Below are 16,542 nucleotides of genomic sequence, written 5' to 3' on the forward strand. Positions count from 1 at the left end.
GGAGCGAAGCATGCAATCGACTCGCAAGCTGCTGGCCGGCCTCGCGCTGGCCGTTTCCGCCGGGCTGGTCCAGGCCGCGCCGGAAGTACGGATCTACAACTGGTTCGACTACATCGCCCCGGACACCCTGAAGAACTTCCAGGCGCAGACCGGCATCGCGCCGAAGTACGACGTCTACGACAGCAACGAGGTGCTCGAGGCCAAGCTGCTGTCCGGGCATTCCGGCTACGACCTGGTGGTGCCCAGCGACAGCTTCCTGCCTAACTACCTGAAGGCCGAGGTGTTCCAGCCGCTGGACAAGAGCAAGCTGCCGAACTGGAAGAACCTCAACCCGGCCCTGCTCAAGGTGCTCGCCGGCAAGGACCCCGGCAACCGCTACGTGATGCCCTACATGTGGGGCACCAACGGCATCGCCTACAACCTCGACAAGGTCCGCGCGGTGCTCGGCGACGATGCGCCGCTGGACTCCTGGGACCTGGTGTTCAAGCCGGAGAACCTGGCGAAGCTGCAACAGTGCGGCGTGGCCTTCCTCGACTCGCCCACCGAGGTGATCCCCGAGGTGCTGCACTATCTCGGCCTGTCGCCCAACAGCCACCAACCGGAAGACTACCGCCGAGCCGAGGAGCACCTGGCGAAGCTGCGCCCGTACATCACCTACTTCAGTTCCTCGAAGTTCGTCAGCGACCTGGCCAACGGCAACGTCTGCGTGGCCATCGCCTGGTCCGGCGGAGCGATGCAGGCGGCCAACCGGGCCAGGGAAGCGAAGAACGGCATACGCATCGAGTACCGCATTCCGAAGGAGGGCGCCGCGGCCTGGTTCGACGTGCTGGCGATTCCGCGCGACGCGAAGAACGTCGAGCAGGCGCACGCCTTCCTCGACTACCTGCTGCGCCCGGAGGTGGTGGCGCCGATCTCCGACTACGTGGCCTACGCCAACCCGAACAAGGCGGCGGACGGTTTGATCTCGGCGGAGTTGCGCGACAACCCGAACGTCTACCCGCCGGAAGAAGTGCAGGCCAGGCTGTATTCGGTGGAGATGCTGCCGCCGAAGCTGGAGCGGCTGCGCACGCGGACCTGGAGCAAGATCAAGACCGGCAAGTGAGCGGCCAGATGGCGGGTTCGCAGGACGCATAGCGCCACAGGCGCTATGCGTCACGCCCCGCAGGCCAGGCGAGCGGGCCGGAACTGCCGTGCACGACCCGCTGGAGGTCGCTTCCAGGCTTCGACCGGGCGCGCCGGCTTGTCCATAATGGCGCTGCCCGACGGTCGCCGCTGGCGGCCGCTTCCTTCCATGCCTGCCTGTGAGTCCGCCATGCGTAAGTCCGCCGATGCCTTCGCCTTCCAGACGATGCTGTTGCTCTGCGTGATCTGGGGCATCCAGCAGGTGACCATCAAGTGGGCGGCGACGGACATCGCGCCGGTCATGCAGGCGGCCATCCGTTCCGGCATCGCCGCCGCCCTGGTCGGCCTGCTGATGTGCTGGCGCGGCGGCTGGGAGGGCTTGCGCCAGGGCACCCTGGGCGCCGGCCTGCTGACCGGCACGCTGTTCGCCCTGGAGTTCCTGTTCATCGCCCTCGGCCTGCAATACACCACGGCTTCGCACATGTCGGTGTTCCTCTATACCGCGCCGATCTTCTCTGCCCTCGGGCTGCACTTCCTGCTTCCCAGCGAACGCCTGCGGCCCTTGCAGTGGCTGGGCGTGGCGGTGTGCTTCGGCGGCATAGCGGTGGCCTTCGGCGGAGGCCTGTCGTGGGCGGAAATGGATGGGCGGATGCTGCTCGGCGACGCTTTCGGCCTGCTCGCCGGGATGTCCTGGGGCGCGACCACGGTGGCAGTGCGCGGCACCCGGCTGTCCGAGGCACCGCCAAGCCTGACGCTGTTCTACCAATTGTTCGTGGCATGCGCCGGGCTATTGCTGATCGCTCTTTTCAGCGGCCAGTTCGGCGAGGTCCGCTGGACCCCGGTGAGCACCGCCAGCGTGCTGTTCCAGGGCGTGGTGGTGTCGTTCGCCAGCTACTTCTGCTGGTTCTGGCTGCTGCGTCGCTACCTGGCGAACAACCTGGCGATCTTCTCCTTCATGACCCCCCTGTTCGGCGTCACCTTCGGCGTATTGCTGCTGGGCGAGCCGCTCAGCCTGAACTTCGTCGCCGGCGCGGCGCTGGTCCTCGCCGGCATCACCCTGGTCAGCGGCGAGCAGTGGCTGCGACGCCTGCTGCGACGCTGAGCGAGTGCGACCGGCGCAACAGCAGGCCGGCGAAGACCAGGCCGAGCCCGGCGAGCGCCAGCGCCGGTTGCAGGCCGCCGGCGAAATGCGTGCTGAGCGCCGCCAGCAGCGGGCCGAGCAACTGGCCGAGAGCGAAACCGGTGGTCAGTTGGCCGGCGTTGCGCTGCGGCGTATGCGGCGCCAGTTCGCGGGCGTATTGCATCACCAGTTGCATGCCGGCGAGGAACGGCAGGCCGGTCAGCACTACCCCCAGGGCCAGTCCGCCGATCCCCGGCAGCAGGCAGGCGAGCACGCCGAGGGCCTGTAGCCAGAGCGCGCCGACCAGCCAGCGGCGGGTGCCGTCCGGGCGCTGCCGGCGCAGGCTGATCAGCACTACCCCGGTGGCCGAGGCCAGGCCGAAGCAGGGCCAGAACAGATCGGCCTGCCATTGCCCGTGGAAACGCGCCGCGGCCATCTGCGAGAGAAAGGTGGCCGGGATGATGTAGCCGAGGCCGACCAGTCCGTAGGCCCAGGTCAGGCGGCCGAGGCCGGCGTTCTCGCTTGCCGTTGCAGGCGCGTCGTGGCCGGCGCTGCGTGCGGCCGGGCGCGGCAGCAGCGGCAGGAGCATGAGGATCAGGACCAGCGCGAGGTCGGCGAAGAGCTTCCAGATGAACACCGAGTCCTGGCCCAGGGCGTTGCCCAATGCCGCCAGCAGGCCGGTGACCATCACCCCGATGCCGGGGCCGGCGAACACCAGCGCGCCCAGCCGGGCCCGGCCGCTTTCCGCGGCGAGGCGCTGGCTGAGGGCGGTGACCATGATCAGGACCCAGGCGCTGGCCACGCCAAGACCGAAGCGCAGCAGCGCGTGCGGCCAGAAGCCCTCGGCCCAGACCGAGGCCAGGGTCAGGCCGAAGCAGGCCCATAGCCCGACCAGCAGGCGCAAGCGCGCCTGCCGCGCTTCGCGGGCGAACAGCGCGTCCAGCGCGCCGACCAGGTAGCCGAGGTAGTTGGCGGCGGCCAGCAGGCCGGCGCCGGTCAGGTCGAGCTGGCCTTCGCGGATCAGGTGCGGCAGTTGCGGGGTCAGGGAGAAGCGCCCGACCCCCATGGCGACCACCAGCGCCAGCAGGCAGGCGAGCAGGCCGACCAGCGGCGAACGAAGAAAATCACGGGACATGTGCGGATTCCTGCCGGGGGATGAATGGCAGCAGGTTAGGCCTTGCGGCAATTCTGTAAAAATGAATAATCGTGAATTACTTGTTCTGTTTTGGAGAATTAACCGTGGAGTTCGGCCAGTTGAGGATCTTCCAGGCGGTCGCCGAGGAAGGCTCCATCGCCCGCGCCGCCGAGCGCCTGCACCGGGTGCCGTCGAACCTGTCGACGCGCCTGCGGCAACTGGAGGAACAGCTTGGCGTCGACCTGTTCCTCCGCGAACGCCAGCGCCTGCAACTGTCGCCGGCCGGCAAGGTCCTGCTGGACTACGCCGCGCGGCTGTTCGCCCTGCAGGAGGAGGCGCGCGCGGCGGTGCAGGGGGGCGAACCGGTGGGCGATTTCGCCCTCGGCTCGATGTACAGCACCGCGGCGATCCACCTGCCGCCGCGCCTGGCGGAATACCACCGGCGCTATCCGGCGGTGAACCTGCAATTGCAGACCGCGCCCAGCGGCGAGCTGGTCGAGTCGCTGCTGGGCGGGCGCCTGGACGCCGTGCTGGTGGACGGCCCGCTGGACTTCGACGGTCTGGAGGGCCTGCCGATGTTCGAGGAGCGCATGGTGCTGGTCACCGAGAATGGCCACCCGCCGGTGCGCGGTCCCGAGGACGTGGCCGGCAGCGCGGTGATCGCCTTCCGCCCGCGCTGCTCCTATCGCCTGCTGCTGGAGTCCTGGTTCGCCAGCGCGCGGGTGAGCATGGGCCGGGTGATGGAGATCGAGTCCTACCACAGCATGCTGGCCTGCGTGGTGGCCGGCGGCGGGGTGGCGCTGATGCCGGTGTCGATGCTGCAAAGCCTGCCGGGGCGGGAGTCGGTGGCGGTGCATGCGCTGGCCGAACCGTTCGCCCGGGCGAGTACCTGGCTGGTCTGGCGCAAGGGCATGGTCGGCGCCAACCTGAAGGCCTGGATCGGTCTCCTGCAAGGGCGGGAATCGGCGTTGGCTTGATTCAGGTCAGGGTCCGGGGCCGGTTTCCCGCAGTAAAGTTGTTTCCAAGGACGGAGTGGAACGTGCGGAGAGTGGGACGCCGGTCTACTCTTTCCTAGGGCGACCTGACTTGTCAGGTCGCCCGATTCTCCTTCCCTTGGACAAGGGGCCTGTCATGAAACTCTGGCTGCAAAACCTGGCGTGGCAACTCGGTGTCGCCCTTGGCCTGATCGAGCCCCCGCGCATGCAACCCATCCCGGTGGAAAACGACGAGCAACGCCGGCGCCTCGCCGCGCGGCAACGTCGCTGAGCCGGTTCCCCGACGCTCTGGCCTCCGCCTGTGGCGCTGGCCAGAGTCCCGGTTTTGGCCTATCGATCGTGGTTCCTGAACCAGGCGACGATCATTTCCCGCAAACGCTCCCCGGAAAAGCTCGCGAAATGCCCACCATGCACGGTGCGCACCGGTAGCTCGCGCAGGCGCGCGAGGCTGGCGGCATAGTCGTCGAGGTTGGAATGATAGGCGTCCTCGACCAGCGGACCGTCGTAGACGATGTCGCCGGAAAACAGCGTCTGTGTCGCCGCTTCCCACAGGCTGATGCCGCCCGGCGAGTGCCCGGGCGTGTGCAGCACCTGCAGCACGCGGTCGCCGAGATCGAGCACGTCGCCTTCGTCGATCAGGCGGGTCGCCGGCGCTGCTCGCACCCGGTATTCGGCGTAGCACAGCGGGCACTCCGGATGCGCCTCGAACATCTCGTCGCCGACATAGGCGCGCGCCAGGGTGTTGTCGCCGTCCGGCGCGGCGAGGATCTCCGCCTCGGCCGGATGCGCCAGGCGCTCGGCGAATTCGTGGTGGCCGGCGATATGGTCGAAGTGGGTGTGGCTGGCCACCGCCAGCAGCGGTCGTTCGGTGAGCCAGGGCAGTTGCTCGCGCAGGCTGACCAGACCGGAGCCGCTGTCCACCAGCACGTCGCGCTCGCGGCCCTGGACATGCCACATGTTGCAGCGATAGAAGGGGCGCACGTAGGGCTCGTGGATCAGGCTGATACCGTTGTAGAAGTGCCGGGTTTCGAACCAGCGGTCGCGGCTGACGATTCTCATCGCGGTCTCTGTCGGTGGAAAGGCTATCCCAGAAGGATAGGCGTTCAGGGTATGACCTTGCCCGGGTTGAACAGTCCGCTGGGGTCGAGCAGTTCCTTGATCTGCGCCATCAGCGCGAGCTTCAGCGGATCGGCGTAGCGACCCAGAGCTTCCTTCTTCTCCAGGCCGATGCCGTGCTCGGCGGAGATCACGCCAGCGCATTCGCCCAACTCGCCGTAGAGGATTTCCTCCACCGCCTGGTGCAGCGGCAGCAGCGGGACGTCGGCGGCGAGCATGACGTGCAGGTTGCCGTCGAGGAAATGGCCGAAGAGGAAGACCCGCATGCCCTTCACCAGGTCGTCCAGGCGCCGCCGGATGCGCTCGACGTAGCCGGCCAGGGCCGGTACCGGCAGCGATACGTCGAAGGACAGGCTGTCGACGCCGGCGTGGATGGCCGCGTCGGAGTCTTCGCGCAGGCGCCAGATGGCCAGGCGCTGGGTTTCGTTGGCGGCGAGCAGGGCGTCTTCCACCAGCCCGTCCTCGAAGCAGCCTTCCAGCAGGGCGGTGAGCGCCTCGCCGGCATCCAGGTGGCGGTCCTCGGCCAGTTCCACCAGCAGGTAGAGAGGGCAGGGCGCCAGGCTCGGCGCGCTGTCGCCCATGGGCGCGGCGGTGCATTGCAGGTAGTCGTGCCAGAGGATCTCGCAGGCGAACAGGCGTTCGGCGTGCTCGCGGCGCAGGCGCGCGGCGATGGCGATCGCCGCGTCGACGTCGGGCAGGCCGAGCAGGGCGGTGGCGCCGGGACGCTGCAACGGCTCCAGGCGCAGTACCGCACGGGTGACGATGCCGAGGGTGCCTTCGGCGCCGACGAACAACTGCTTGAGGTCGTAGCCGGTGGTGTTCTTCAGCAGCCCGCGCAGGTCGCTGTAGACGCTGCCGTCGGCGAGTACCGCTTCCAGGCCGAGCACGCGCTGGCGCATGGTGCCGAAGCGGAAGGCGCGGATGCCGCCGGCGTTGGTCGCGACCAGCCCGCCGACGCTGGCGCTGCCGCGCGCGGCGAGATCGATGCCGGGGTCGAGTCCGGCCTCGGCGGCCAGCGCCTGGGCCTGTTCGAGGGTGACGCCGGCGTCGAGGTCGAGGGTCTGGCTGGCCGCATCCAGCCGATGTATGCGGTTCAGCCTGCGCAGCGAGAGCAGCACGTCGCCGGCTTGCGCGGCGCCGCCGCCGACCAGGCCGGTGAGTCCGCCCTGGGGCACCAGGGCGCGTCCCGCCTGGCGGCACAGACGCACCACGGCGGCGACCTGGTCGGTGCTTTCCGGCAGGACCAGGAAGCTTCCGGCGAGGTTCTGCGGATGGTAGCCGGGGTCCTGCCCGGCGAGCGCGGCACTGTCGCGCACGCCACGGGCGCCGAGGATCTCGCAGAGGGAGCGGTAGAGTTCGGAATCGTCCATGGCGGGCTCCGGGTCAGGGATGGAAGGGCGCGGCTTGCAGCACTTCGACGATCAGCGGACGGTCCGCCGGGGCGCCGCGCAGCAGTTCGCGCAGGTGCTCGAGATCGCGCGCGCGTTCGGCGGCGCAGCCGAAGCCGCGGGCGATGGCGAGGAAGTCCGGAGTGTAGATATCGACCCCGAGCGGAGTGATCTCGCGCCGCTCCATGTAGCGCTTGATCTCGCCATAGCCGTGGTTGTTCCACAGCAGCACGACGATGCCGACCTTGGCTTCCACCGCGCTGGCCAGTTCCGGCAGGGTGAACTGCAGGCCGCCATCGCCCATCAGGCTGACCACCGGGCGTCCCGGCTCACCGAGCTTGGCGCCGATGGCGGCGGGCAGGCCATAGCCGAGGGTGCCGTAGCCGGTGGAGGCGTTGAACCAGCGGCGCGGCTCGTCGAGATCGACCAGGTGGTTGCCGCTGTAGACGGTCTGGGTCGAGTCGCCGACGAAGCGGGCGTCCGGCCACTCGGCGAGGATCGCGGCGAACAGCTGGCGATAGTGCGACCAGCCGGCGAAGTCTTCGGCCAGGCGCTGACGCACGGCGGCGGCGCGCCGGGCCCCGGGGCTGTCCGGCGAGGCCTCGCCGCCCGGCAGTTCGGCCAGCAGCACGCGCATGGCCAGCCGGGCGTCGCTGTGGATGGCCAGGCTCGGCGTGTAGTTGCGCATCAGTTGCTGCGGGTCGATGTCGATGCGGATCAACTCGCCATCGAGGGCGAAGCCGCCGTCGAACACCACGTCGTAGTCGGTTTCGCCCAGCTCGGTGCCGATCGCCAGCACCACGTCGGCCTCGGCGGCCAGCTCGCGTACCGGCACGCAGGACTGGTTGCTGCCCAACAGCAGCGGGTGGTCGGCCGGCAGCAGGCCCTTGGCGTTGATCGTCAGGGCGGTCGGCGCGTCCAGCGCGGCGGCCAGGGCACGGGCCTCGGCGGCGGCCTCGACGCAGCCGCCGCCGAGCAGCAGCAGTGGCTTCTTCGCGTTGCGCAGGCGCGCCGCGGCCTCGCGCAAGGGCGCGAGGGCCGGCGCCGGGCGGCTGGCGACGGTGCGTGGGCGCAGGGCCAGGTGTTCGGCGGGAGCGGTGATGACGTCGAGCGGCAGCTCGATGTGCACCGGCCGCGGCCGCTCGCTGTCGAACACGGCGAAGGCGCGGGCGAGCACCGCCGGCAGCTCCTCGGCGCTCATCAGGGTATGGCTGAAGGCGCAGACGTTGCCTACCAGGTTGCGCTGGTTCGGCAGCTCGTGCAGGTAGCCGTTGCCGTGGGCCAGGCGCGCGCGTTCGTTGACGCTGGAGATCACCAGCATCGGAATCGAGTCGGCGTAGGCCTGGGCCATGGCGGTGAGGATGTTGGTCATCCCCGGGCCGGTGATGATGAAGCACACGCCGGGCTTGCCGGTGACCCGTGCGTAGCCGTCCGCCATGAAGCCGGCGCCCTGCTCGTGGCGCGGGGTGACATGGCGGATACGGCTGCCGGGCAGGCCGCGGTAGAGTTCTACGGTATGTACGCCGGGGATGCCGAAGACGGTCTCGACGCCCCAGGCTTCGAGTTGCTTGACGAGGAATTCGCCGCAGGTGGTCATGGCCGTTCCTTTTTCATGTTCTCGGGAATGGAAAAGGCGAGGGAAAGTCCCTCGCCTGTCGGGGTTGTGCCTGGTTCAGGCGGCGCTGGCGACACCCGTCGGGCGCCGCGAGAACAGGCTGACCAGGACGAAGCTGAGCAGGCCGACCGCCAGGCTGTAGTAGATCGGCGTATTCGCGTCGAGGCCGTCCTTGATCATGAACACCAGCACGGTAAGGAAGCCCAGGGTCATGCTGGTGATGGCGCCGGCGGTGGTGGCGCGCTTCCAGTAGATCGCGCCGATCAGCGGGATCAGCATGCCACCTACCAGCAGGTTGTAGGCCACGGTCAGGGCGCTGATCACGTCGCTGACCACCAGGGCGATGCCGAGCACTACCAGGCCCAGCAGCAGGGTGGCGATGCGGTTCTCGTGCACGTCGCCGTTGTCGGACTGGCCGCGGCCGCGGCGCAGGCGCGGCAGCAGGTCCTGGGTGACGGTGGTGGACGCCGCCAGCAGGCCGGCGCTGGCGGTGGACATCAGCGCCGCCAGGGCGGCGGCGATGACCAGGCCGCGGATGCCGTTCGGCAGGCTGTGCTCGACCACGCTGGCGAAGGCGTTGTTGACGTTCTCCAGGTCCGGCAGCAGGACCTTGGCGGCCATCCCGATCAGCGCCCCGGCCATGCCGTAGAGCACGCAGTAGATACCGGCGGCGGAGCCGGCGACCTTGGCCACGGTCTCGCTGCGGGCGGTGAACACCCGCTGCCAGATGTCCTGGCCGATGAAGATGCCGAAGAAGTAGATCAGGAAGTAGGTGACGATGGTGTCCCAGCCGATCGCGGTGAAGTCGAAGTAGCTGGCCGGCAGCTTGGCCACCAGGGCGTCCCAGCCGCCGGCGTCGTTGATCGACAGCGGCATCAGCAGGAACACCAGGCCGACGGTCATGATCAGGAACTGCACGATGTCGGTCAGGGTCAGCGACCACATGCCGCCGATGGTGGAGTAGAGCACCACGACGCCGCCACCGATCAGGATCGAGACCCAGAACGGCAGGCCGAACAGGACCTGCATGACGGTGCCGATGGCGATGGTCGAGGTGGCGCCGATCATCAGTGCGTAGACCAGCATGATCAGGGCGCTGGCGTGGCGCGCGGCGGGGTTGTAGCGACGCTCCAGGACCTGGGTGACGGTGTAGATCTTCAGCTTCAGCAGCGGCTTGGCCAGGAACAGGCTGAGGCCGACGATGCCGAGGCCGATCGCGCCGCACAGCCAGAAGCCGGAGATGCCATGGACGTAGCCCAGGCGCACGGTGCCGATGGTGGAGGCGCCGCCGAGGACGGTGGCGGCCATGGTTCCCAGGTAGAAGCCGGGGCCGAGGTTGCGGCCGGCCACCAGGTAGTCGTCGCGGGTCTTGGCGCGGCGCATGCCGTACCAGCCCAGCGCGATCATGCCCGCGGCGTAGATCAGAACGACGAATATGTCGAGGGCCATATCAGGTCTCCCAAGTTTCTCATTGTCATTGTTGTATCCGGCGAGGCGCCGGAAGCGCGGGACGCTGGCGTCCCGCCGTGTGTGTACCCCGCCTCAGGCGGTGGCTATCGCAGGGGCCCTCCGCGTGCCGTGCGCGCGCACCCAGCGCGGTCCTTGCGGGCCATAGACGCAAGGCGGTTCCGGGAACAGGCGCAGCAGTGCCAGGTAGAGCAGGGCGGCCAGGCCGAGGGCGACCGGCAGGCTGAGGTCGATGCCGCCGGCCAGTTCGCCGAGCGGACCGACGAATTGCCCCGGCAGGTTGACGAAGGCCAGGCCGGCTGCCGCGCTGGGAATCCAGGCGCCCATTCCGCGCCAGTTCCAGCCGTGCTCGAACCAGTAGGCGCCGCCGCGCTGGCCGCGGGTGAACACCTGCAGGTCGTCCGGGCGGTAGAAGCCGCGACGGGTCAGCAGGCCGATCAGCATGATCACCATCCACGGGGTGGTGCAGGTGACGATCAGCACGGCGAAGGTGGAGACGCTCTGCACCAGGTTGAAGGCGAAGCGGCCGACGAAGATGAAGCCGATCGAGGCGACTCCGATCAGCACCGTGGCCTGCACCCGCGAGAGCAGGCGCGGGAACACGCTGGACATGTCCAGCCCGGTGCCGTACAGCGAAGTGGTGCCGGTGGACATGCCGCCGATCACCGCGATCAGGCATACCGGCAGGAAGAACCAGCCGGGAGCGATGGCCAGCAGGCCGCCGACGTAGTTGTTGGCGGCGATGTAGTCCGGCGCGCGGACGGCGACGATGGTCGCGGTGGCGAGGCCGAACAGGAAGGGAACCAGGGTCGCCAGCTGCGCGCCGATCACCGCCAGCATGATCCGTGCCTGCGAGGTCTGGCGGGGGATGTAGCGGGCCCAGTCGCCCAGGAAGGCGCCGAAGGAGATCGGGTTGCTCATGGCCAGCAGGGTGGCGCCGATGAAGGCGGCCCAGAAGCCCGGCTGGCCGAGCTGCACGCTGCCGGCGTAGGCGGCGTCGAAGGGGCCGGCGAAGGCGAACAGGCCGAGCAGGAACAGCAGGCTGGCGGCCCACACGGCGATCCTGTTGACCAGCAGCATGAAGCGGAAGCCGTAGATGCATACGGTCAGCACCAGCACGGCGAACAGGCCGTAGGCCAGGCCCAGGTTCAGTTCGCTCTCTTCCAGGCCGACCAGGCGCCGGGCGCCGCCGACCAGGGCGTCGCCGGAACTCCATACCGAGAGCGAGAAGAAGGCGATGGCGGTCAGCAGCGAGAGGAAGGAGCCGACGATGCGCCCGTGCACGCCGAAGTGCGCGCCGGAGGAGACCGCGTTGTTGGTGCCGTTGAGCGGGCCGAACAGGCCCATCGGGGCGAGGATCAGCGCGCCCAGCGTGACGCCCAGCAGGATCGCCCACAGCCCGGCCTGGAAGGACAGCCCGAAGAGCACCGGAAAGCTGCCGAGCACGGCGGTGGCGAAGGTATTGGCGCCGCCGAAGATCATGCGGAACAGATCGACCGGCGTGGCGTTGCGTTCGTGGTCGGGAATCTGTTCGACCCCGAAGGTTTCGATGCGTGTGATTGCGTGTTGGTTATTGTTGTTATCCATGACGTTCTCCCGGGAGAGCTAGCTAGTCGATGGCAGGTACTCCGGCATCGCCGACAAGTGCTCATGGCAGGCCAGCCAACGGCCTTCTTGTTGTTCTAGGCGGAACAGGATGGTTTCCCGTTCCCGGTTCAGGCTTTCCGTTCCCTGGAGGCGCAGCCGGGTGGCGACGTCGTGGCTGAAGATCGCCAGGTCGCCTTGCAGGCTGACGCAGGTATTGCTGGATTCGCACGCCAGCACTTCGAAGCCGTCCTCGCGTCGCCAGCGCTCCCACAACTCGCGGTAGGCCGCGCGCGAGCGCAGCGGCTGAGGCCAGTTGTGGAAGATGAAGCTGGCGTCCTCGCTGAAGGCGGCGAAATAGGCCTCGGCATCGTTGCGGGCGAAGGCCGCCACCAGTCGGCGGGCGGCCTCCAGCACCTGTTCGACGCGGTCGTCGGTCATGGTCGCGCTACGGCTCAGCGACGCACCACGCCCGGGAGGACGCAGAGCATTTCATAGAGCAGGTTGGCGCCCAGCAACGAAGTGTTGCCGGTGGTGTCGTAGGGCGGCGAGACTTCGACCAGGTCGCAGCCGACCAGGTCCAGGCCCTGGCAGCCACGGATGATTTCCATCGCCTGGATGGTGGTCAGGCCGCCGATTTCCGGGGTGCCGGTGCCGGGCGCCCAGGCCGGGTCGATGCCGTCGATGTCGAAGCTCAGGTAGACGGGGCCGCCGCCGACCTTCTCGCGGACCTCGGCCATCAGCGGCTCCAGCGACTTGTGCCAGCACTCTTCGGCCTGCACCACGCGGAAGCCCTGCTTGCGGCTCCAGTTGAAGTCCTCGGCGGTGTAGCCCTGGGCGCGCAGGCCGATCTGCACCACGCGGTCGCAATCCAGCAGGTCTTCTTCCACCGCGCGGCGGAAGGTGGTGCCGTGGGCGATCTTCTCGCCGAACATGTGGTCGTTGACGTCGGCGTGGGCGTCGATGTGGACCAGGCCGACCTTGCCGTGCTTCTTCTTGATCGCGCGGAGGATCGGCAGGGTGATGGTGTGGTCGCCGCCGAGGGTCAGCGGGAGGATGCCGTGACCGAGGATGCGGTCGTATTCCTGCTCGATGATGCGCACGGCTTCCAGCAGGTTGAAGGTATTGATCGCGACGTCGCCGATGTCCGCCACGTTCAGCGAGTCGAAGGGGGCGGCGCCGGTGGCCATGTTGTAGGGACGGATCATCACCGATTCGGCGCGGATCTCGCGGGGGCCGAAGCGGGTACCGGAGCGCAGCGAGGTGCCGATGTCGAGGGGCACGCCGACGAAGGCGGCATCGAGGGCGTCGAGTTCGGCGGGGGACTGGACATGGGGCAGGCGCATCATGGTGGCGATGCCGCCGAAGCGGGGCATTTCATTGCCGCCCAGGGGCTGGTGGAGATTCTTGTCCACGGGGTGGCCTCACGGTCGTTGTGGTTGTTTTAGGGGTCGGACGGATTCTCTTCACAGCCGGTAGCGAGTCAAATCGCTGGCTACAAATAATCAGTTCAGAGATTTCTAAACTAATGGCGAAGCGGCTAGACTTCGCCGCCGAGCCCGGACGGCGGCCTTTGCCTCGGCCCGCAGTTCGAAATCCTCGCCCCGCAAACCGGAGTCGCCGTGTCCAACGCCTTGCCCGACCTGCGCCTGTTGCGCATCTTCGCCGCGGTGGTGCGCCACCAGGGCTTCGCCGCCGCCCAGCAGGAGTTGAACCTGTCGACCTCGGCGATCAGCACCTACATGAGCCAACTGGAGAACCAGCTCGGCATCGTGCTCTGCCACCGTGGCCGCGGCGGCTTCAGCCTGACCAGCAAGGGCGAGCTGTTCCACCAGGAGACCCTGCGCATCCTCGGCGAACTGGAAGGCTTCGGACGCTACGCGCTGGCGTTGAAGGGCGAGCTGCGCGGCACCCTGAACCTCGGTGTGCTCGATTCCACGGTGAGCGACCCGGCGCTGCCGCTGGCCGAGGTGATCGGCGCCTTCAGCCGCGAACACCCGGCGGTGCACCTGCACCTGCTGGTGCAGAGCCCCTACGAACTGCAACTGAGCGTGCTGGAGAACCGCCAGGACCTGGCCATCGGCGCCTTTTCCAGTCGCATGAACGGACTGGTCTACCAGCCGCTGTACCGCGAACAGCACTGGCTGTACTGCAGCGACCGGCATCCGCTGTTCGACGGGCGGAGGATTCCCGCCGACCTGATCACCCAGCAACGCATGGTCGGCCGCGGCTACTGGAGCCAGGCCGAGCTGGCCCGGCACGGCTTCAAGCACAGCGCGGGGACGGTGGAGAGCATGGAGGCGCAACTGATCCTGATCCTGTCCGGCGGCTACATCGGCTACCTGCCGGAGCACTACGCCCACCCGTGGGTCGAGCAGGGCCGTCTGCGCGCCCTGCTGCCGGCGACCTTCGGCTACCAGGCGCCATTCTCCCTGATCCTCCGCCGCGGCCGCTCGCGCGAGCCGCTGATCCAGGCCTTCCGCGACCAGTTGCGGACGCAGATGAGCCTGGCCTGAGCCCTAGAGATCGGCGTTGAGGGTGCGCGAGAACTGCTGCACCGCCTCTACCACCTTGTGCGTGCTCTCGCGGATGCCGAGGATCGCCGTGCCGGCCTCGTTGGCCAGCTCCACGCCGCGCCGCGCCTGTTCCTGGCTGTGCTGCATGTCGTCGATGACGCTGCGGGTGCCGGTCTGGATGCGACCGATCATGTCGGCGATCTCCTTGGTCGACTTGCTGGTGCGCTCCGCCAGTTGCCGCACCTCGTCGGCCACCACGGCGAAGCCGCGACCCTGGTCGCCGGCGCGGGCGGCCTCGATGGCGGCATTGAGGGCGAGCAGGTTGGTCTGCTCGGCGATCTCGCGGATGGTGTTGACGATCGAGGTGATCTGTTGCGAGTGCTGTGACAGTTCGCCGATGTTCAGCGAGGAAGCATCCAGGGTATTCGCGATCTTGAGCATTTCCTCCACCGCGCTCTGGATGATCAGCGCGCCGTGTTCGGCGACGGTGCGGGTCTCGGTGGATAGGGTGTGGGCCTGGTGGGCGTTGTCCGCCTCGGCCTGGTAGCGGCGCATGCGGTCGCTGACGTCGCTGGCGAACTTGACCACCTTGAACAGCTTGCCGTCGGCGTCGTAGACCGGGTTGTAGCTGGCTTCCAGCCAGACCGGCTGGCCGTTGCGGTGGACCCGGCGGAACTGCCCGGTAACGTACTCGCCGCGGTTCAGGCGGCGCCAGAGGTCGGCGTACTGCGGGCCGTCGCGGTAGCCCGGTTCGCAGAACTGGCGGTGGTTGGCGCTGGCCAGCTCGGCTCGGCCATAGCCCATGGTGGCGAGGAAGTTGTCGTTGGCCGCGAGGACATTGCCGTCGAGGTCGAACTCGATCATCGCCATCGAGCGGGACAGGGCATCCAGCTTGCTCTGCATCTCGTGTTCCTGGTGGACGATGGCATCGATGTCGCTGGCGTACTTGACCACCTTGAGCAGTCGACCCTGCCCGTCGCGTACGGGGTTGTAGGTGGCTTCCAGCCAGAGTGGCCGGCCCTCGCGGGTAATGCGCTTGCAGCGGCCGGAAAAGTGTTCGCCGCGCCGCAGGCGTTCCCAGAAGCGCCGGTAGTCTTCCGATTGCGCGTAGGCGCCGTCGCAAAGCTGGCGATGCGGTTTGCCGAGGATCTCGTCGCGGCGGTAGCCCAGCAGGGTCAGGAAATTCTCATTGGCATCGGTGATGTTGCCGTCGGGGTCGAACTCCACGCGCGCCATGGAGCGGTCCAGCGCTGCCATGTGCAGGCGCTCGGCGGCGAGTTGCTGTTGCAAGTCGGCGTTCATCTGTCGGTACTTGCGAGTGAACATGAGAAACATCCTTGGATAGAGAGGGGCTCATCCCAGTCTTCGGCGCGGACGGACGGGAGTTGAGAGGGCGGGACGATTGTATTTTTTCATCGAACGACAAAAATTCGTCGTTATTCTTAATGGGTGAAGAAAGTTGCTGCCATTCGTCGGAAATATGACGTTTTTGCGAGCGAGAGAATGCCTCTCCGCCTGTGGCACACTGGGCCCCTTCCAGGAGTCGTCCCATGTCACGTATCCGCTGCGAGCGTTGCGCTCGCCCCGCCAGCCACTGCCTCTGCGCATTGATTCCCTCCTTGCCGTCGCGTACGCGGGTGCTGGTCCTGCAGCACCCCAGCGAGGTCGGGCACGCGCTGAATACCGCAGGGTTGGCCGTGCTCGGCTTGCGCAATGCGGAATTGCGGGTCGGCGAGCGTTTCGCCGAGGAGACCTGGCGAGTGCCGGGCTACCGGGCCTGCCTGCTGTTTCCCGGCGAGCAGGCGCGAGCGCTGGCGGGGATGGCCGCCGAGGCCGCCGGCGAGCCCCTCCTGCTGGTGGTGCCGGACGGCACCTGGCGCAAGGCGCGTAAGCTGCTGCACCTGAACCCGGCCCTGGCGGCCCTGCCGCGGGTGAGCCTGGCCGAAGGCATGGCGTCGCGTTATCGCCTGCGCAAGGCGCCGGGAGAGGGCGCGCTGTCGACCATCGAAGCAATCGCTGCGGCGCTCGACGAACTGGAGGCGCCGCGTACCCACGAAGCCTTGCTGAAACCGTTCGATGCCCTGATCGAGGGGCAGATCGCGGCGATGGGGGAGGATACCTACCGGCGCAACCATCTCAGCCAGGAGCGCCGCCGCCGATAGCGGTCGAGCAGTTCCGGGATTGCCGTTTCGCGCCAGAACTCCGGGCTGACCATGCCGCTGGACATGCCGCCGTGGGCGTGGCGCGCGAGGTAGATCAGGGCATCGTATTCCAGCGGATGGCCGCTGAGGCGCTCGAAGGTCTCGCCGAGCAGGCGTTCCAGGGCCGCGGCGGAGGCCGGCCAGGGCGCGTCCGCCAGTTGCCCGGCCATTTCCTGCCAGAGGTAGGGGTCGCCACGGCCGCCCCAGCGCGAGGGTTCCCGTTCGAAGAGTTCGGCGATGCGCAGTCTGGCCATGTCGGTCGGTCGTGTCTGTCGAAAGAGAA

16 protein-coding genes are annotated in these 16,542 nt (G+C 68.1%); 6 read left to right on the forward strand and 10 right to left on the reverse strand.

Annotation, left to right across the window (positions count from 1 at the left end; genetic code table 11):
• Positions 1 to 10 precede the first annotated feature (10 nt).
• Positions 11 to 1,102, forward strand: coding sequence for an extracellular solute-binding protein (locus tag AC4OR5_RS13505; RefSeq protein ID WP_003082943.1), 1,092 nt, complete (start codon positions 11 to 13; stop codon positions 1,100 to 1,102).
• 210 nt (positions 1,103 to 1,312) lie between these two features.
• Positions 1,313 to 2,224: a DMT family transporter gene (locus AC4OR5_RS13510; RefSeq protein ID WP_003082945.1), complete on the forward strand. Its 912-nt coding sequence runs from the start codon at positions 1,313 to 1,315 to the stop codon at positions 2,222 to 2,224.
• Here AC4OR5_RS13510 and AC4OR5_RS13515 read toward each other — a convergent pair.
• A complete protein-coding gene (locus AC4OR5_RS13515) occupies positions 2,184 to 3,377 on the reverse strand; it encodes an MFS transporter (protein WP_003133268.1) in 1,194 nt (397 codons plus the stop codon). The two genes, AC4OR5_RS13510 and AC4OR5_RS13515, sit on opposite strands and share 41 nt — an antisense overlap.
• Positions 3,378 to 3,481: 104 nt before the next feature.
• Here AC4OR5_RS13515 and ptrR point away from each other — a divergent pair, with 104 nt between their 5' ends.
• Together ptrR and AC4OR5_RS13525 are read left to right on the forward strand one after the other, a co-directional pair.
• Positions 3,482 to 4,354, forward strand: coding sequence for a putrescine utilization regulator PtrR (gene ptrR / locus AC4OR5_RS13520; protein ID WP_003087005.1), 873 nt, complete (start codon positions 3,482 to 3,484; stop codon positions 4,352 to 4,354).
• 154 nt (positions 4,355 to 4,508) lie between these two features.
• On the forward strand, positions 4,509 to 4,643 hold the full coding sequence (locus AC4OR5_RS13525; RefSeq protein ID WP_003087006.1) for a PA1414 family protein: 135 nt from the start codon (positions 4,509 to 4,511) through the stop codon (positions 4,641 to 4,643).
• Between the two features lie 59 nt (positions 4,644 to 4,702).
• Here the strand turns inward: AC4OR5_RS13525 and AC4OR5_RS13530 are convergent, their stop codons facing one another.
• The 7 genes from AC4OR5_RS13530 to speB form a co-directional block, all read right to left on the reverse strand.
• The gene (locus AC4OR5_RS13530; protein ID WP_003082954.1) at positions 4,703 to 5,431 is read right to left on the reverse strand and encodes an MBL fold metallo-hydrolase; all 729 of its coding nucleotides are present in this window, start codon (positions 5,429 to 5,431) and stop codon (positions 4,703 to 4,705) included.
• Positions 5,432 to 5,475: 44 nt separating this feature from the next.
• A complete protein-coding gene (locus AC4OR5_RS13535; protein WP_023106848.1) occupies positions 5,476 to 6,858 on the reverse strand; it encodes an FAD-binding oxidoreductase in 1,383 nt (460 codons plus the stop codon).
• Between the two features lie 13 nt (positions 6,859 to 6,871).
• Complete coding sequence (locus AC4OR5_RS13540) at positions 6,872 to 8,473, reverse strand: 5-guanidino-2-oxopentanoate decarboxylase (protein ID WP_003122953.1); 1,602 nt, start codon at positions 8,471 to 8,473, stop codon at positions 6,872 to 6,874.
• A gap of 75 nt (positions 8,474 to 8,548) precedes the next feature.
• A complete protein-coding gene (locus AC4OR5_RS13545; protein ID WP_003100479.1) occupies positions 8,549 to 9,940 on the reverse strand; it encodes a sodium:solute symporter family protein in 1,392 nt (463 codons plus the stop codon).
• 93 nt (positions 9,941 to 10,033) lie between these two features.
• A complete protein-coding gene (locus AC4OR5_RS13550) occupies positions 10,034 to 11,545 on the reverse strand; it encodes a purine-cytosine permease family protein (RefSeq protein WP_003087019.1) in 1,512 nt (503 codons plus the stop codon).
• 18 nt (positions 11,546 to 11,563) lie between these two features.
• On the reverse strand, positions 11,564 to 11,983 hold the full coding sequence (locus tag AC4OR5_RS13555; protein ID WP_003109911.1) for a YybH family protein: 420 nt from the start codon (positions 11,981 to 11,983) through the stop codon (positions 11,564 to 11,566).
• Between the two features lie 14 nt (positions 11,984 to 11,997).
• Positions 11,998 to 12,957, reverse strand: a complete 960-nt coding sequence (speB, locus tag AC4OR5_RS13560) for an agmatinase (protein WP_003087022.1) — start codon at positions 12,955 to 12,957, stop codon at positions 11,998 to 12,000.
• 207 nt (positions 12,958 to 13,164) lie between these two features.
• On the opposite strand from speB, the gene AC4OR5_RS13565 reads away from it, so the two are divergent.
• Positions 13,165 to 14,058, forward strand: coding sequence for a LysR family transcriptional regulator (locus AC4OR5_RS13565; RefSeq protein WP_003087025.1), 894 nt, complete (start codon positions 13,165 to 13,167; stop codon positions 14,056 to 14,058).
• Positions 14,059 to 14,061: 3 nt separating this feature from the next.
• Here AC4OR5_RS13565 and bdlA read toward each other — a convergent pair whose 3' ends face one another.
• A complete protein-coding gene (gene bdlA, locus AC4OR5_RS13570; RefSeq protein ID WP_073646470.1) occupies positions 14,062 to 15,315 on the reverse strand; it encodes a biofilm dispersion protein BdlA in 1,254 nt (417 codons plus the stop codon).
• 293 nt (positions 15,316 to 15,608) lie between these two features.
• On the opposite strand from bdlA, the gene AC4OR5_RS13575 reads away from it, so the two are divergent.
• The gene (locus AC4OR5_RS13575; RefSeq protein WP_023095879.1) at positions 15,609 to 16,220 is read left to right on the forward strand and encodes a tRNA-uridine aminocarboxypropyltransferase; all 612 of its coding nucleotides are present in this window, start codon (positions 15,609 to 15,611) and stop codon (positions 16,218 to 16,220) included.
• Here the strand turns inward: AC4OR5_RS13575 and AC4OR5_RS13580 are convergent.
• Positions 16,178 to 16,513, reverse strand: coding sequence for a hypothetical protein (locus AC4OR5_RS13580; protein WP_003087031.1), 336 nt, complete (start codon positions 16,511 to 16,513; stop codon positions 16,178 to 16,180). The genes AC4OR5_RS13575 and AC4OR5_RS13580 overlap by 43 nt on opposite strands.
• Positions 16,514 to 16,542 lie beyond the last annotated feature (29 nt).

The sequence above is a fragment of the Pseudomonas sp. YA1 genome, assembly GCF_058680555.1.